Genomic DNA, 14,389 nt, shown 5'->3' on the forward strand with positions numbered 1-14,389 from the left:
CCCCCTAGTGTTCATGCTTGACCTCGGCCTTGCCGAGATCAGCCTTGAGGGTGAAGGTGCCGGTGGTGGCAATACGCTCGCCGGCAGCGAGGCCGGCGATCACTTCGACCAGGCGCGCATCCTGCCGGCCGAGGGAGACCTTGCGCGCCTCAAAGCCCTCAGCCGTGCGTACGAACACGACCGGATCGCCCTTGATCGACTGCAAAGCTGTTTTGGGCACCACGATTGCTGCCGGTGTTTCATCCGTTGGGATCTCGGCCGTGATGAATGAGCCTGGCCGCCATTTGAGCGCGGCGTTATCGATCGAGGCGACCACGCGGGCTGCCCGGGTGTCCTTGTCGAGCAGCGGGCTGACGAACATGATGGTCGCAGGCGACGGCTCGCTCCCCGTACCGGCGGCGATGGTGATTTGCTGGCCTTCATGGATACTCGCCAGCTCCGAAGGCGGTACCGCAAGGTCGGCCCAGACAACGCTCAAATTGACGATGACGAACAGCTCGCTTTCCTGGCCTTCACGGCCAACCAGCGAGCCAAGCTCGACGCGGCGTTCCGCGACGCGTCCAGCAATTGGCGCCCGCAATTCCTGTCGTCGCAGCGTCTCGACCGGCTGTTGGGGCAAGGCTTCAATCTGTTCGGCGGTCAGGCTGAGTGCGAACAGCTTTTGGCGGGCGATCTCGATTTTGACGCGGGCATCCTCATAGGTGGTACGCGCCCGCAGGAAGTCGTTTTCGCTAACGACCTTCCCCTCAAACAGGCTCGTTGAACGATTGAACAAGGTCTGCTGCAGGTCGAACACCAGCCGTGCGGCCAGGTATTCGCTCTTGGCGTCGGCCACCTCGCGACTTTCAATCACGGCAACAACTTCGCCCGCTTGCACGGCATCACCCAGCCGCTTGCGTAACTCTGTGACCGTGCCCAGCAACCGCACCGCCACGCGCGCGATGTGGTCGCCACTTGGCACGATGGAGCCGGGTGCCGTAATGCGTTTGCTCAGCGTTCCGCCTTGCGCTTCGCTGACAGCGAACTTGCCGGCGTCTACCTGCCTCTCGCTGAGCTTTACCGTCGCGTCGTCGTGGTGTTCTTCGCCGGCACCAGGTTTTTCGCCGCGAGCCGCGAGGGGAAATGCCGCGTCGAGCACGAGCACAGCCGCGAGTAACCAAATTCTGACCATTGCAAATATCCCGTGACGAGCTTTGACCGCTCGTGACTTCGCCAAACCATTCTTGAATGCATGCAAGCCGTCGCGTTGCCTGTAGCGGCAACGCGACATGCCAACGGGCCTAAAGGGCCGCGTGGGAGGTCAGGCGCGGGGTGGTTTGAAGAGGGGAAGTCCGGCCAGCGAGCGCGGCGATTGCTCCCCGAAGAAGGAAGGTGCCCGCGGAATTAGGTCAACCGGTGTCACCACGGCTGCCACTTGTTGGGCGGTAGCGTGCGAAAGACAATGGCCGCTGTGGCACGGCAACTGTTGCTCGGGAGAATCCGGGGCGGGGCCCTGGTCCAGGTTCAACGCCACCTCAGTTGTATTGGTGCTGGCGAAACCAAGATCGCACCCGGCGCAATGGATCAGCGAGACCAGCAGGCCAACCGTCAGCAGCAGGACGAACGGCAGTCGGCGAAGCCGGCTTCCGGTTGTTGCTCCTGCCAAAGTTTCACTAACCTGCATCATCGTTTTGCCAGTGGACGCCTCTCGGCCGGCGTTTTCAAGGGCCTGTATATCAAACAACGACGGTTGCGCCAGCCCGGAATTCAGCGCGTGATTGCCGGATGATTTGAAGCGAAGAGGTCAGAAACAACCCGGCCATGATCGCAGCAACAACAAGATCGGGCCATGCCGCGCTCGTACCCCACACTCCTGCCGCAGCCAGCATCACGGCAACATTGCCGATTGCGTCGTTCCGTGAGCAAAGCCAGACGGAGCGCACGTTGGCGTCCCCATCCTTGTACCGCAGCAGGAGAAGAACGCTCGCGAGGTTCGCGGCAAGAGCAAGGAAGCCGATGCCGCCCATGATTTCCGCCCGGGGTAATCCGAGGATGAGAAACTGATAGGCCGTAGAGCCGAAGACCCATAAGCCCATCGCGCTTAGACTGACGCCCTTGAAGAGAGCCGCCGTCGCACGGGTTGTGAGGGAAGCGCCTATCACGGCGAGACTGATGCCATAGGTCAGGGTGTCGCCGAGGAAATCGAGCGCGTCGGCCTGCAGCGCCTGGGAACCGGAAACTCGGCCGGCCGTCAGTTCAACAGCAAACATGATCGCGTTGATGGCGATTACAGTCCAGAGAACCGCCTTATAGCGGGGGTTCATACCATCGAATTTCGGATTGCCGCGACATCGCTGGCAGAGCAGTATTTCCGACATGAAACTATCTCCTTGACCTCAGCAGCTTCGACCCTACATCCTCTAGTGACTAGAGGATCAAGAGGATTATTCATTTGGCTCCGGGACAGACAATGCCGATCGGAAGGCTCGCGGCGGAAACCGGCGTCAAAGTGCCGACCATCCGCTATTATGAAAGCGTCGATCTCCTTCCGGCTCCGCTGCGGACTGGTTCCAACCGGCGCACCTATAACGAACAGGACGTGCGGCGGCTGAGCTTTATCCGCCATGCCCGCGAACTGGGTTTTGAAGTGGATGCCATCCGCGAATTACTTGCGCTGGCCGATCAACCGCAGCGCCCCTGCGCGCAGGCAGATGCGATCGCCCGCGCGCACTTTGCCGATATCGAAAGCAAGATAGCGCGCCTTGAGCTGCTGCGCGCCGAAGTAAGCCGGATGCTGACGGAATGCAGCCAACGTGAGATACGCGAATGCCGCGTGATCGAAGTTCTCGCCTCGCATGGCGAATGCCTTGGAAGCCATGGGCAGACGGCGACAGCCCCACTGACGGGTAGTCCCAGGAAAAAGAAAAAACCCGCGCCTTCACGCCGACAGGCAAACTGACCGCTCCCAAGGTCCGAGCCTTCAGCCCTTAGGGCGGATGGGCGAAGCGTATTGCGCCTCTTTATCGCAGGTGAACGGCGGATTACGCTTCGCTAATCCGCCACCATCTGGCGCAGTAGCAAGCGAGCGGCTTCCTCCCCCCGCCGACGCCCGTTGCGCTATGTCGTCCCGGCGAACGCCGAAACGACGATGGTGAGGTGCCCTAATAGAACTTATGAAAATGATGGATCGGTCCATTGCCGCGGCCCACATCGAGGCGATCGGCGGCAGCAATCGCCGCGCTGATCCAGGCCTTGGCGTGACGAACCGCGCTTTCCATGTCTTCGCCCTTCGCAAGGCCTGCCGCGATGGCCGATGACAACGAGCATCCGGTGCCGTGCGTGTTCCTGGTGTCGATACGTGGCGCTGTCAGCGCGATGACGCCATTGCCGCTGATGAGATAGTCGATGCTCTCAGGGCCTTGTCCATGACCGCCCTTGATCAGCACTGCGGGACATCCCAGCGCGAGCAGCCGCCTGCCCTGGCTCTCGATGGCGGCTTCGCTCGACGCCGCCGGTTCATCCAGCAACGCGGCCGCTTCCGGCAGGTTCGGCGTGATCAGTGAGGCGCGAGGAATGAGTTTGCTTCGTAGCGCTTCAACGGCTTCGGTCGGCAGCAGCCGGTCCCCTGACGTCGCAACCATCACGGGATCGAGCACGACATGCTTTGGCGACCATCGCTCTAGTCCAGCGACGATGGCGTCGATGGTCGTGCGCTGCACCACCATGCCGATCTTGACGGCCTTCACATCGAGGTCGCCGAAAACCGCGTCGATTTGCGCGGCCACGAAATCCGGCGGCACCTGATGAATTCCGGTTACACCAGTTGTATTCTGCGCGGTCAGGGCCGTGATAGCAGACGCGCCATAGACACCGAGCGCAGCAAACGTCTTCAGATCCGCCTGAATGCCGGCGCCGCCTGACGAATCCGAGCCGGCGATGGTGAGCGCAATGGGCGGCGTCATCGCTCTGCTCGCAGGAATTTCAGCGATCCGACGAAGGTCATGCCCTCTCCTAGCGCGGCGCGTTGTTGCCAGCAAGTTCTTGAACGTTATATTGAGCCCAGCGCTATGCCTATCGGAGACGACAGTGATGGTTCCTTTCTTCGTCCAGTTCAAATGCAAGCTCGGCCAGTCCTACGCCGTCGCCAACGCGCTCGCCGAGGCCGAGATCGCCTCCGAGATCTACTCGACCGCGGGCGATTACGACCTGCTGGTCAAGTTCTATGTCGACAACGACACCGATATCGGTCATTTCGTCAACGAGAAGGTGCAGGTCATTCCCGGCATCCAGGACACCCACACCATCATCACCTTCAAGGCGTTCGGCACAGGCTAGATCAGGATTTGTCGCCCTCCTTCGGCGCCTTCCTGGGCCGCGGCGGCCCGTCCACCGGCGGCAGCGACTTGAGATAATCGGCGATTCCTGCGCGATCATCGGGACTCAATTGCGAAATATTCCTGATCACGCGCACCATCAAACCGCCAGCGGTGTCGCCATCCGGCATTTGCCCGGTCTCGAGGAAATAGGCGATGTCCTTCTCACTCCAATCTGAAAGCCCTTTTTGCGTGATGTTGGGCACCCAGCCCTCGCCTTCCGGATTCGGTCCGCCCGCGAAGCGTTGCGCGGAGATGATGCCGCCAAGGAAATTCCGGGGACTGTGACACTCCGCGCAATGGCCGAAGCTGTTGACGAGGTACGCACCGCGATTCCACTGCGCTGAGCGCGACGCGTCCGGCGTGAACGGCTTGCCGTCCATAAACAGCAATTTCCAGATCCCGATGTTGCGCCTGACGTTGAATGGAAACGGCACGTCATGATCGCGTACCTGGCCGGACACCGGCGCAAGCGTTTTCAGGTAGGCGAAGAGGTCGCGGACGTCTTCGGTTTTCGCGTGCGCGTAGGACGTATAGGGAAAGGCCGGAAAGTAGTTAAACCCGGTTGGGGAAATCCCTTCGGTCACCGCGCGGACGAAATCGCTCTCGCTCCATCGCCCGATGCCATCGACCGGATCTGGCGAGATATTCGGAGCGTAGAAGGTCCCGAACGGAGAAGGTATCGCGAGGCCACCCCCTAGCTTGGCACGATCGGGCTGACCGGGCACGGCATGGCAGGACGAGCATCCTCCAGCATTGAATGTTGTCAGTCCGTTTGCAAGGTTTGGGGTGTAGGCGGCCGTGACCGCTCGCGCGATCGGCGGAGCCGTTAGCCACCAGTACACGCCAAGAGCGGCAGCGCCAGCTAGAATGATAACAAAGAAAATTCGTCGCGGCATTCACCGATCCGTCGTTATCCGCTTCTATCTGTTGTCCGTTTCTATCTAAAGGCTAGTATGGCCGCTATCCAGCCATAGGCTGCTGGAAACTTTAGGACGTTTGCTCGTCGCCAGATTAAAGCCGAAACCCCATTGTTTTGAAACTGACACCATTACTTGACGTCAACAGGGAGAGAACCATGTCGACAACCAAGACCATGCTTGCCACGCTTGCGCTGGGTGCAACCATTGCCTTTGCCGGACCTGCCTTCGCCGAGAAGATGAAAGCGACCCTCGACGGCAAATCCCAAGTGCCCCCCAACACCAGCGCCGGCAAGGGAACAGCCGACATCGACTATGATGCCGCCACCAAGAAGCTGACCTGGAAGCTGACCTATTCGGGGCTCTCCGGTCCCGCCACCGCCGCGCATTTCCATGGGCCGGCGGAAGCCGGCAAGAACGCCGGCGTCGCCGTCCCGATCCCGAATGCAGGTTCGAGCCCCGCCGAAGGCAGCGCCACGCTGACAGACGCCCAGGCTGCGGACCTGATGGCTGGCAAGTACTACGTCAACGTCCACACCGCGGCCAATCCGGGCGGCGAAATCCGCGGTCAGGTTACGAAGTAACGCTGCATCGCGATAGCAGCCAAAAAGGACGGACGCATCAGGCGTTCGTTCCTTTTGCTTGTACGGATTGTTTAAGCGTTATCCTTTTTTCACGCGGAAGGTCTCGTGGCAGTTGGAGCATACCTTGATGAGAGCGGGCATCTCCGCTTTCAATGTGGCCAGGTTCTTGATCTTGCCTTTGGCCTCGACTACGGCCTTGGCGAAACCTGCGCTATGGGCCTCGAAATTTGCTCGCTCGGTCCAGACTTTCGGCGAGGCGTAATAGTCGCCGTCCGGTTGCAGACCTTTGATGCTTTCGGGGAACAGCGTCGCAAACCTGTCGGCGACTTCTTGTAGACCCGCAAGTGCTCCATCGACGGCGGCTTGATCGTAAGGCTTTTCGCCTTTGGCCATTACGTTGATGGCGCCCAGGTTCTTGCCATTGGATTTCATCGCAAGCTGCGTCTTGGCAACCTGGTCCTGCTGTGCCGCCACCACGCCAACACCAAGCAGCAGAGTCCCCACGATAACGACAGTTCGTATCATCGGCCAGTTCTCCGTTTCCCAAGCTTTTCAGAGCAAGCTTTTCAGATCAAGCCTTCCAGATCACGCCACGAGCGATCCGTCGTGATCCAGGGCCCGATCAGTCCAACACCAGGCCTGACGTTTCATTCCCCCCGCGCCGACAAAATGTCACAGGCTGTGCCGGCGCTGATGCTCGCGAATCGCAATCCAGACGCGCTCGGCGGTGGCGGGCATGTCGACGTGATCGATTTCGTATTCGCGCCACAGGCCGTCGATGATCGCATTGACGACGGCCGGACAGGAGCCGATCGCGCCGGCCTCGCCCGCGCCCTTGACGCCCAGCGGATTGGTCTTGCAGGGAACGTTATGGGTCTCGAATACAAATGACGGACCATCCGATGCGCGCGGCAGCGCATAATCCATGAAGGTGCCGGTGACGAGCTGGCCGTCCTTGTTGTAGACCGCCTGCTCCATCAATGCCTGGCCGATGCCCTGCATCGCGCCGCCGTGAACCTGGCCGGCGAGCAGCAGTGGATTCAGTGTCACCCCGAAATCATCGACGACGACATAGTTGACGATTTTGATGATGCCGGTGGCAGGATCGATTTCGACTTCGGCAAGGTGGGTGCCGTTCGGGAAGGTGCCATCGGCGCTGGTGAACGTCGCACTTGCGTTCAGCTTCGACGGATCGACGCCGGGCCGCTTGGCGAGGTCGGCAAACGTGATCGAGCGGTCGGTACCGGCGATCCGCACGGTGCCGTCGTTGATCTCGAGATCGCCGGGACTGGTTTCCAGCGCTTCGGCGGCGATCTCCCGCAAGTTCTTGCCGAGTTCGCGGGTCGCACGCTCGACGCTGACGCCGCCTGTCGGAATCGAAGCCGAGCCACCGGTGCCAAGCCCCGTCGCGATCTGGTCGGTGTCGCCTTGCAGGATGTGGACGCGCTCGGGCGCGAGCCCGAACTGCTCGGCAATGAGTTGCGCGTAGGCCGTCTGATGGCCCTGCCCGGTCGACTGGGTGCCGATCAGGATCGTGACGTCGCCATTGGGATCGAGCCGAACGTTGGCGGTTTCCTCGCCCATCGTGCCGCACACCTCGACATAGGTGGAGAGCCCGATGCCGCGCACCAGACCCTGCTTCTTCGCGGCCTTGGCGCGCTTGGGAAATTCCTTCCAGTTGGCAATTTCCATCGCGCGCTTCATATGCGCGGTGAAGTCGCCGGAATCATAGACCTTGCCGGTGGCGGTCTTGTAGGGCATCGCGCGCGGCGAAATGAAGTTCTTGCGCCGGATCGCATCCGGCGTCATGCCGACTTTGCGCGCCGCGGCATCGACCAGCCGCTCGACGACATAGGCGGCCTCCGGCCGCCCGGCGCCGCGATAGGCATCGACCGGCACGGTGTTGGTGAACACCGTGCGCACCCGGCAATGGAAGGCCTGGATGTCGTAGAGGCCGGGCAGCATTCCGGCGCCGCCGTGGGGAATGTAGGGCCCGAATGCCGATAGATAGGCGCCCATGTCGCCCATCAGATCGACGTCCATCCCGAGAAACTTGCCGTCCTCGGCGAGCGCCATTCGAGCCGTGGTGACGTTGTCGCGTCCCTGCGCGTCGCCCATGAAGTGATCGGCGCGGTCGGCGGTCCATTTGACCGACTTGCGCAGCTTGCGCGCGGCGACCGCGGCCAGCGCGTATTCGCGGTAGGGAAACAGCTTGGTACCGAAACCGCCGCCGACATCCGGGCAGATCACCCGCATCTTTTCGAGCGGAATCTTCAAGACCATCTGGCACAGGATTTCACGCAGGCGGTGGCTGCCCTGGCTGCCGATCGTCAGTGTCAGATGATCGCGCTTGGCGTCGTATTCGCAGACTGCCGCGCGCGTTTCGATGAAGTTGGTGACGACGCGCGGATTGACGATCGAGATTTCGGCGACCGCATGGGCTTTTTCGAACGCCGCTTCAGTGGTTTTCTTGTCGCCTATCGAGACGTCGAACAACACGTTGCCGGGTTGGTCGGGCCAGACCTGCGGCGCACCTTCTTTTACCGCATTGGCGACGCCGACCACGGCCGGCAACACCGTCCAGTTGACCTCAATCGCCTCCATCGCATCGCGGGCCTCGTCGAGCGTGTCAGCGACGACGAAGGCGACGGCATCGCCGACATGCCGCACCTCACCATTCGCCAGGATCGGATAGGGCGGCCCCGTGAACGGATTCTCTTCCAGATTGAACAGGCATGGCAGACCGCCGAGTTCCTTGACGTCCTCTGCGGTCAGGATTGTGCCTACCCCCGGCAGGCCGCGGGCGCGGCTGGCATTGATGGTGAATTTCGCATGCGCATGAGGCGAGCGCAGCACCAGCGCGTGCATCGCCGCCGACGGCGCGTGGTCATCGGTGTAGCGGCCCTTGCCGCGAATAAGCGCATCGTCTTCCTTGCGAAGGACGCTTTGACCGACGCCAAATTTGATGGGAGCCATCGTATCTCCGTTTCCCTGTAGTTGTTTCACCATATTGCAGCGGATCGCGAGGCGGCGCAAAGGATTTAGCTCCGCACCAATGACCTCAGCCACCCCCAGCCAAACAGCAGCCGGATCAAGCCAGCATAAACAACTGTACCGACCGCGATCAGCAGCAAAAGTGCGGCCTCATCACGCAACGCACTCATCCGGGCAAGATGCGATACCGCAAATCCTGCGGCAAACCACAGCACCGCCCCCAGCACGATCCCGGACACCGCAAATTTCACCAGCGATTGCATCAGGGCCTTGTCGAAATCAAGGTACCCTGCCCGCACCGCAAACCCGACCACCAGCAATAGATTGATCCAGGCGCCCACGGCCGTCGCGAGCGCCAGACCAACCTGCGCCAGCGCCCCCACCAGCGCAATTTTCAGCGCGACATTGACGGCGACGCCGATCAGCGCCGCCTTCACCGGCGTTGCAGTATCCTTGCGGGCATAAAAGGTCGCGACCGCGCTACGGATCAGCACGAACGGAATCAGCCCGACCGCGTAGGCGGCGAGCGTCGCGCCGGCGGCGACCGCATCGGCGTTCGAAAACGCACCGCGCGCGAACATCGCCCGCATGATGACGTCTGGAACGATCAGAAACGCGGCCACGAAGGGTACCGAAAACAACAGCGTAAATTCGAACGCCCGCCGCTGCGACGCCATCGCCCCGGCATGATCGCCCGACGTCAACCGTCGCGACATTTCCGGCAGCAGAACCGTACCGATCGCGATCCCGATCACACCGATCGGCAGTTGATTAAGCCGGTCGGCATAGTACAGCGCCGACAGCGCCCCCACCGGAAGAAAGGTCGCGATGATCGTATCGGCGAACAACGCGACCTGTGTCCCCATCGAACCAAGCGTCGCCGGCCCGAGCGCGCGGAAGAACGAACGGATATCCTCATCGAGCCTGAGCGGTGCGAATCGCGGCAGCCCGCCATGAAGCGCGAGATCGCCGGCCAGCAGAAAATACTGCAGAAAACCCGATATCAGCACTCCCCATGCCGCCGCATGGCCTGCACCCGGAAACAGCGCCGCCAAAGCCAATGTCGCCATCATCGAGATGTTGAGAAAAATCGGCGCCGCCGCGGCGCTGGCGAAGCGATGCATGACGTTGAGCATGCCGCCATACAGCGTCACCAGCGTGATCAGCAAAAGATAGGGAAAGGTGATCCGCGTCAGTTCGATCGCCAGCCGCCGCTGCTCTACGTCGTCGGTGAAGCCGGGCGCGAGAATGCTCATGGCCTGCGGCATGAAGAACCAGGCGGCGATGAGCAAAACAAGTTGCGAGGAAAACAGCAAGGTGAAGATGCGGTCGGCGAATAGCCTCGCCGAAGCCTTGCCGCGCTCACCGTGGACATGCGCGTAGGCCGGCACGAACGCCGCATTGAATGCGCCTTCCGCGAAAATCGCCCTGAAGTGATTGGGCAGGCGCAAGGCCACGAAAAACGCATCGGCTAGCGGCCCGGCGCCGAGGATCGCCGCGAGCATGATGTCGCGCGCGAAGCCGGTCAGCCGCGAAAGAAGCGTATAGCCGCCGACGGTGAAAATACGACCGAGCATCAGCCGCTTCTACAGCATGCGGCGGCGCTTCAAAACGGCGAAATCAGCAGAAACATCTGTTTGCGCACGATCTTTTCCGAAAACCGGACGCCACTTTTCGAAATCATCCGCTAATCGCGCCGCGCACAGCCTTGATGACCCGCTCCTGCGTCGGCTCATCGAGATAGGCGTGCATCGGCAGGCTGATGACGTCGCAGGACAAGGTTTCGCTTGCCGGCAAGCCGCCATCTGCCACGGGGAAGTCCCGATAGGCGGTCTGCTGATGCATCGATTTTGGATAATAGATCGCGGTCGGAACGCCCTGCACCTGCAGCGCGGTGGCGAAGCCGTCGCGATCGCAGCCCTTGGGCAGCCGAATGGTGTATTGCGCCCAGACCGAGGTGCAGCCGCCGCCGACACGCGGAACGGTCACGACGTTGCCGAGACCGCGCGCATATCGTTCCGCCACCTTGTTGCGCGCGGCGATTTCATCCTCGAAGATTTTCAGTTTTTCGATCAGGATGGCTGCCTGCATGGTATCGAGCCGACCGGTCAGCCCGAGACGGACATTGTCGTATTTGTCCGAACCCTGGCCGTGAACGCGAATGCTGCGCAGCGTTTCCGCGAGTTGTGCATCGTCGGTGAAAATCGCGCCGCCGTCGCCAAAGCCGCCGAGCGGCTTTGCCGGGAAAAAGCTGGTCGCGGTGGCAAGGCCGAACGCGCCGAGACGTCGGCCCTTGTAGCTTGCGCCAAATGCCTGCGCCGCGTCGTCGAGCACGAACATGCCTTCGGCTTCCGCGATTGCGCCGATCGCGTCATGGTCGGCGGGCTGGCCGAACAGGTCGACCGGAATCACCGCCCTGGGCTTGAGGCCGAGTTTGATGGCGCTCGCGATGCCGCGCTTCAGCGAATTTGCGTCGATGTTGAACGTCGCTTCATCGACATCGACGAATACCGGCGTCGCACCGGTCAGCGCCACCGCCTCGCCGGTCGCACAAAACGTAAAGGACGGACAGAGCACCGCATCGCCGTGACCGACGCCCTTCGCCATCAGGACCATCAGCAGCGCGTCGGTGCCGCTGGCACATGTCACGACATGCTTTGCCCCGCTGAAAGCCGCAAGCTGCGCCTCGAGCTGAGCCACTTCCGGCCCGTTGATGAACTGGCAATGGCCGAGTACGCGGGAGACTGCCTCATCGATGGATTTGCCAAGCCGGCGGCGCTGCGCGGCGATGTCGATGAAGGGCACGGGTTCTGGACGCAGGTGCTGATTCATGGGGCCTGGCAAGGATTGAGAAAGGGACATCAGGGCGGGTTAGCCGACGACGCGGCGCGGCACCTTGCGCGCCGTGGAGGCTGCTGCGGGCTTCGCGGGAGTTTCCAGGCAGCGGGTCGCGATTTCGAGGCTGGCTACGCCCTCTTCGCCGGTTACCGCAGAGGTCCCTCCGGAGCGTACGGCATGAAGGAAGGCGATCAATTCTGCGCGCAGCGGCTCGTCATGGCCGACCGGCAAATGGCGCATCGAGTAGCTGCCGTCTGGCCTGAAGCCGAAACACTCGGTGACCTGACGGGTGAGAAGATCGCCCATCACGTACTTACCGCGGGTGGCGACGGTGACGTTACGCGCCTTGAACGGCGTCAGCCAGTTGGTGTTGATATGCGCGAGCACGCCCGAGGCGGTGCGGAACTGCAGTAGCGCGATATCCTCGCGCTCGGCGACGGCACTGGAGAGCTGCGGCTGCACCTCGACAATATCCGACTCCGTGAACCAGCGGATCAGATCGATGTCATGCACGGCGAGATCAATGACCACCCCGACATTCGACATTCGCGGCGGAAATGGTCCGACGCGCGTGATTGCGATCGAAAGGATATCTTCGCCCGCTATGGCCTGCTTAATGGCAGCGACAGCCGGGTTGAACCGTTCGACGTGCCCCACCATCAACGTCACGCCGGCGCGGCGGGCAGCGGCGACGATGTCCCGTCCTTCCTCGACCGATGACGCGATCGGTTTTTCGACCAGGATGTGAACGCCACGCGCGATGCAGGCGAGCGCGATCTCATGATGCAGGTGGGTCGGCGCGGCGATGGTCACGGCATCGACACCTTCCGCGATCAGTTCGTCGAGGCTTGCAAAGGTGCGACAGCTGGTCAGCGCCGTCGCGCGGGCTCGATGCGCCGGCAAGGGATCGACGACTCCGACCAGCGTAACATCCGGCAAACCGGCCAGCACGCGCGCATGATTGCTTCCCATCACGCCTGCGCCGCTGACGCCGATCCGAAGCGACCGCTTCACGTCCGATGCGGACCCTTTAAAACTCATGTCGTCACCCCCCGATCGTCTTCCAGCAAGAACACCCCGGTGCTTCTCCTAGCACGTCGCCACACATGCGGCGAATTCCCTGAAGCGAACCCGAACACGTTTTGATTCCAAAAATTACACAGATTGCCGCCTGCTTAGGCACCAACGTGCCCGGAAGGCCCAGTTCCAACCTAAACGATTCCCAAACCTGAACGATTCCCAAACCTAAACGATTCCCAAGCCTAAGCGATTCGCTCCGATGATTCAGGAGCGCTGGTAATCGTCCTCGATGCGGATGATATCGTCCTCACCAAGATAGCTCCCGGTCTGGACCTCGATCAATTCCAGCAGAATCTTGCCGGGATTTTCCAGCCGATGAACCGCGCCGATCGGGATATAGATCGATTCGTTCTCGTGCACGGTTTTGGCCAACTCGTTGACGGTCACGCGAGCCGCGCCGCGCACCACGATCCAGTGCTCCGAGCGATGGTGATGCTTCTGCAGCGACAGCCGGCCCCCCGGCTTCACGACGATACGCTTGACCTGATGACGATCCCCCATATCGACCGACTGATATGAACCCCACGGGCGATGCACTTTGAGATGATCCTCAGTCACCTGAGGCGCGACAGTTTTTAGCCTTGCGACCAGCCGCTTCAGTCCGTTGGCGTCCTTCTGACGCGACACCAGCACGGCGTCCTGCGTCGCCACGACCACCAGATCGTCGACCCCCTCCAGCGCGACCAGCGCCTTGTCGGTCGAAACATTGCAGTTGCGGGAATCCTCAAACACCGCTGTGCCCTGCGCGGCGTTGCCCTGCTCGTCCTTGCCCGACAATTCCCACACCGCATGCCAGGAGCCGACGTCGGACCAGCCGCACGCGACGGGTACCACAGCAGCCCGCGAAGTCTTCTCCATCACCGCATAGTCGATAGAGATCGCCTTCGCCGATCCGAACGCGCGCGCCTCCAGCATGACAAATCCAAGATCGCGTCCGGCTTTGGTCACGGAATCGGTGACGGCTTGCACGCTCTCTGCATCGACGTTGCGGTATTCATCGAGCAGAACCGAGGCGCGAAACATGAAGTTGCCGCTGTTCCAGAGGTAACCGGCCTCGGTATATTCAGCGGCAGTTGCGCGATCCGGCTTCTCGACGAATTTCGCCACCGCACGGACCTGCCCGGAAATCACTTCACCCGGACTGATGTAGCCGTATTCGGTGGCCGCACGCTCGGGCTGAACGCCGAAGGTCACGATGCGCCCCGTATCGGCAGCGACCAGACCCTGGCGGCAGGCAATGACGAAAGCATCTGTGTCGCGGACGACATGATCGGCGGCGAGCGCCAGAACCGTCGCCTCCTCGTCACGCATCTGCGCAAACGCCGCGCCCGCCGATATCGCCGGACCTGAATCCCGCCGCATCGGCTCCAGCAGCACATCGGCCTCGTGTCCGATTTCGGCAAGCTGCTCCAGCACCATGAAGCGATACGCTGTGTTGGTGATCACGATCGGACGCTCAAACAACGTCGCATCCGACACCCGCAGGATCGTATCCTGGAATGTGGAACGCACCCCGAACAACGGCAAAAACTGTTTCGGGCGGACCTCGCGCGAAGCCGGCCACAGCCGCGTTCCAGCGCCGCCACACATGATCAGTGGAATGATACGTTTGTCCATGGCG

Annotated in this window: 14 protein-coding genes; 3 read left to right on the top strand and 11 right to left on the bottom strand. The window is 61.6% G+C overall.

What is annotated here, in order from left to right; genetic code table 11:
* Window positions 1–4: 4 nt before the first annotated feature.
* The 3 genes from N554_RS0110680 to N554_RS0110690 all read right to left on the bottom strand — a co-directional run bounded on the left by N554_RS0110680 (window position 5) and on the right by N554_RS0110690 (window position 2,357).
* Window positions 5–1,171 (bottom strand): efflux RND transporter periplasmic adaptor subunit, encoded by a 1,167-nt coding sequence (locus N554_RS0110680; RefSeq protein WP_029583457.1) that lies wholly within the window; start codon window positions 1,169–1,171, stop codon window positions 5–7.
* 129 nt (window positions 1,172–1,300) lie between these two features.
* A complete protein-coding gene (locus tag N554_RS0110685) occupies window positions 1,301–1,723 on the bottom strand; it encodes a ferrichrome ABC transporter substrate-binding protein (protein WP_245283568.1) in 423 nt (140 codons plus the stop codon).
* Window positions 1,716–2,357, bottom strand: coding sequence for a cation efflux transmembrane domain-containing protein (locus N554_RS0110690; protein WP_036052889.1), 642 nt, complete (start codon window positions 2,355–2,357; stop codon window positions 1,716–1,718). Before N554_RS0110690 ends, N554_RS0110685 begins: the two co-directional genes overlap by 8 nt.
* A gap of 92 nt (window positions 2,358–2,449) precedes the next feature.
* Between N554_RS0110690 and N554_RS0110695 the strand changes: the two genes are divergently transcribed.
* A complete protein-coding gene (locus tag N554_RS0110695; RefSeq protein WP_081851220.1) occupies window positions 2,450–2,938 on the top strand; it encodes a MerR family transcriptional regulator in 489 nt (162 codons plus the stop codon).
* Window positions 2,939–3,140: 202 nt separating this feature from the next.
* Here the strand turns inward: N554_RS0110695 and thiD are convergent, their stop codons facing one another.
* Window positions 3,141–3,941: a bifunctional hydroxymethylpyrimidine kinase/phosphomethylpyrimidine kinase gene (gene thiD / locus N554_RS0110700; protein WP_029583461.1), complete on the bottom strand. Its 801-nt coding sequence runs from the start codon at window positions 3,939–3,941 to the stop codon at window positions 3,141–3,143.
* Window positions 3,942–4,068: 127 nt separating this feature from the next.
* Between thiD and N554_RS0110705 the strand changes: the two genes are divergently transcribed.
* Window positions 4,069–4,314, top strand: coding sequence for an Lrp/AsnC ligand binding domain-containing protein (locus tag N554_RS0110705; protein ID WP_029583462.1), 246 nt, complete (start codon window positions 4,069–4,071; stop codon window positions 4,312–4,314).
* A gap of 1 nt (window position 4,315) precedes the next feature.
* On the opposite strand, the gene N554_RS0110710 is transcribed toward N554_RS0110705, so the two are convergent.
* Window positions 4,316–5,251, bottom strand: coding sequence for a c-type cytochrome (locus N554_RS0110710; RefSeq protein WP_029583463.1), 936 nt, complete (start codon window positions 5,249–5,251; stop codon window positions 4,316–4,318).
* Between the two features lie 179 nt (window positions 5,252–5,430).
* Here N554_RS0110710 and N554_RS0110715 point away from each other — a divergent pair, with 179 nt between their 5' ends.
* Window positions 5,431–5,856 carry a CHRD domain-containing protein gene (locus N554_RS0110715; protein WP_029583464.1) on the top strand — a complete coding sequence of 142 codons (426 nt, stop codon included), beginning with the start codon at window positions 5,431–5,433 and terminating at the stop codon, window positions 5,854–5,856.
* A 78-nt stretch (window positions 5,857–5,934) separates the two neighbouring features.
* On the opposite strand, the gene N554_RS0110720 is transcribed toward N554_RS0110715, so the two are convergent.
* The 6 genes from N554_RS0110720 to N554_RS0110745 form a co-directional block, all read right to left on the bottom strand.
* Window positions 5,935–6,381 carry a c-type cytochrome gene (locus tag N554_RS0110720; RefSeq protein ID WP_029583465.1) on the bottom strand — a complete coding sequence of 149 codons (447 nt, stop codon included), beginning with the start codon at window positions 6,379–6,381 and terminating at the stop codon, window positions 5,935–5,937.
* 147 nt (window positions 6,382–6,528) lie between these two features.
* Complete coding sequence (locus tag N554_RS0110725) at window positions 6,529–8,832, bottom strand: xanthine dehydrogenase family protein molybdopterin-binding subunit (protein WP_029583466.1); 2,304 nt, start codon at window positions 8,830–8,832, stop codon at window positions 6,529–6,531.
* Between the two features lie 65 nt (window positions 8,833–8,897).
* Window positions 8,898–10,427, bottom strand: coding sequence for a murein biosynthesis integral membrane protein MurJ (gene murJ / locus N554_RS0110730; protein ID WP_029583467.1), 1,530 nt, complete (start codon window positions 10,425–10,427; stop codon window positions 8,898–8,900).
* Between the two features lie 103 nt (window positions 10,428–10,530).
* Entirely contained in the window at window positions 10,531–11,682 is a 1,152-nt protein-coding gene (locus N554_RS0110735; protein WP_029583468.1) for a DegT/DnrJ/EryC1/StrS family aminotransferase, read from the bottom strand.
* A gap of 39 nt (window positions 11,683–11,721) precedes the next feature.
* Complete coding sequence (locus tag N554_RS0110740) at window positions 11,722–12,729, bottom strand: Gfo/Idh/MocA family protein (protein ID WP_029583469.1); 1,008 nt, start codon at window positions 12,727–12,729, stop codon at window positions 11,722–11,724.
* Between the two features lie 243 nt (window positions 12,730–12,972).
* Window positions 12,973–14,385 (bottom strand): mannose-1-phosphate guanylyltransferase/mannose-6-phosphate isomerase, encoded by a 1,413-nt coding sequence (locus N554_RS0110745; protein ID WP_029583470.1) that lies wholly within the window; start codon window positions 14,383–14,385, stop codon window positions 12,973–12,975.
* Between the last annotated feature and the right edge of the window lie 4 nt (window positions 14,386–14,389).

Source organism: Bradyrhizobium sp. URHD0069 (assembly GCF_000701345.1).
Lineage (GTDB): Bacteria > Pseudomonadota > Alphaproteobacteria > Rhizobiales > Xanthobacteraceae > Bradyrhizobium.

Coding starts and splice junctions, on each gene's coding strand:
- murJ (WP_029583467.1), bottom strand. CDS start 10,427: ATGCTCGGTCGTATTTTCACCGTCGGCGGCTATACGCTTCTTTCGCGG.
- N554_RS0110710 (WP_029583463.1), bottom strand. CDS start 5,251: ATGCCGCGACGAATTTTCTTTGTTATCATTCTAGCTGGCGCTGCCGCT.
- N554_RS0110720 (WP_029583465.1), bottom strand. CDS start 6,381: ATGATACGAACTGTCGTTATCGTGGGGACTCTGCTGCTTGGTGTTGGC.
- N554_RS0110745 (WP_029583470.1), bottom strand. CDS start 14,385: ATGGACAAACGTATCATTCCACTGATCATGTGTGGCGGCGCTGGAACG.
- N554_RS0110735 (WP_029583468.1), bottom strand. CDS start 11,682: ATGAATCAGCACCTGCGTCCAGAACCCGTGCCCTTCATCGACATCGCC.
- N554_RS0110715 (WP_029583464.1), top strand. CDS start 5,431: ATGTCGACAACCAAGACCATGCTTGCCACGCTTGCGCTGGGTGCAACC.
- N554_RS0110695 (WP_081851220.1), top strand. CDS start 2,450: ATGCCGATCGGAAGGCTCGCGGCGGAAACCGGCGTCAAAGTGCCGACC.
- N554_RS0110680 (WP_029583457.1), bottom strand. CDS start 1,171: ATGGTCAGAATTTGGTTACTCGCGGCTGTGCTCGTGCTCGACGCGGCA.
- thiD (WP_029583461.1), bottom strand. CDS start 3,941: ATGACGCCGCCCATTGCGCTCACCATCGCCGGCTCGGATTCGTCAGGC.
- N554_RS0110690 (WP_036052889.1), bottom strand. CDS start 2,357: ATGTCGGAAATACTGCTCTGCCAGCGATGTCGCGGCAATCCGAAATTC.
- N554_RS0110725 (WP_029583466.1), bottom strand. CDS start 8,832: ATGGCTCCCATCAAATTTGGCGTCGGTCAAAGCGTCCTTCGCAAGGAA.
- N554_RS0110740 (WP_029583469.1), bottom strand. CDS start 12,729: ATGAGTTTTAAAGGGTCCGCATCGGACGTGAAGCGGTCGCTTCGGATC.
- N554_RS0110705 (WP_029583462.1), top strand. CDS start 4,069: ATGGTTCCTTTCTTCGTCCAGTTCAAATGCAAGCTCGGCCAGTCCTAC.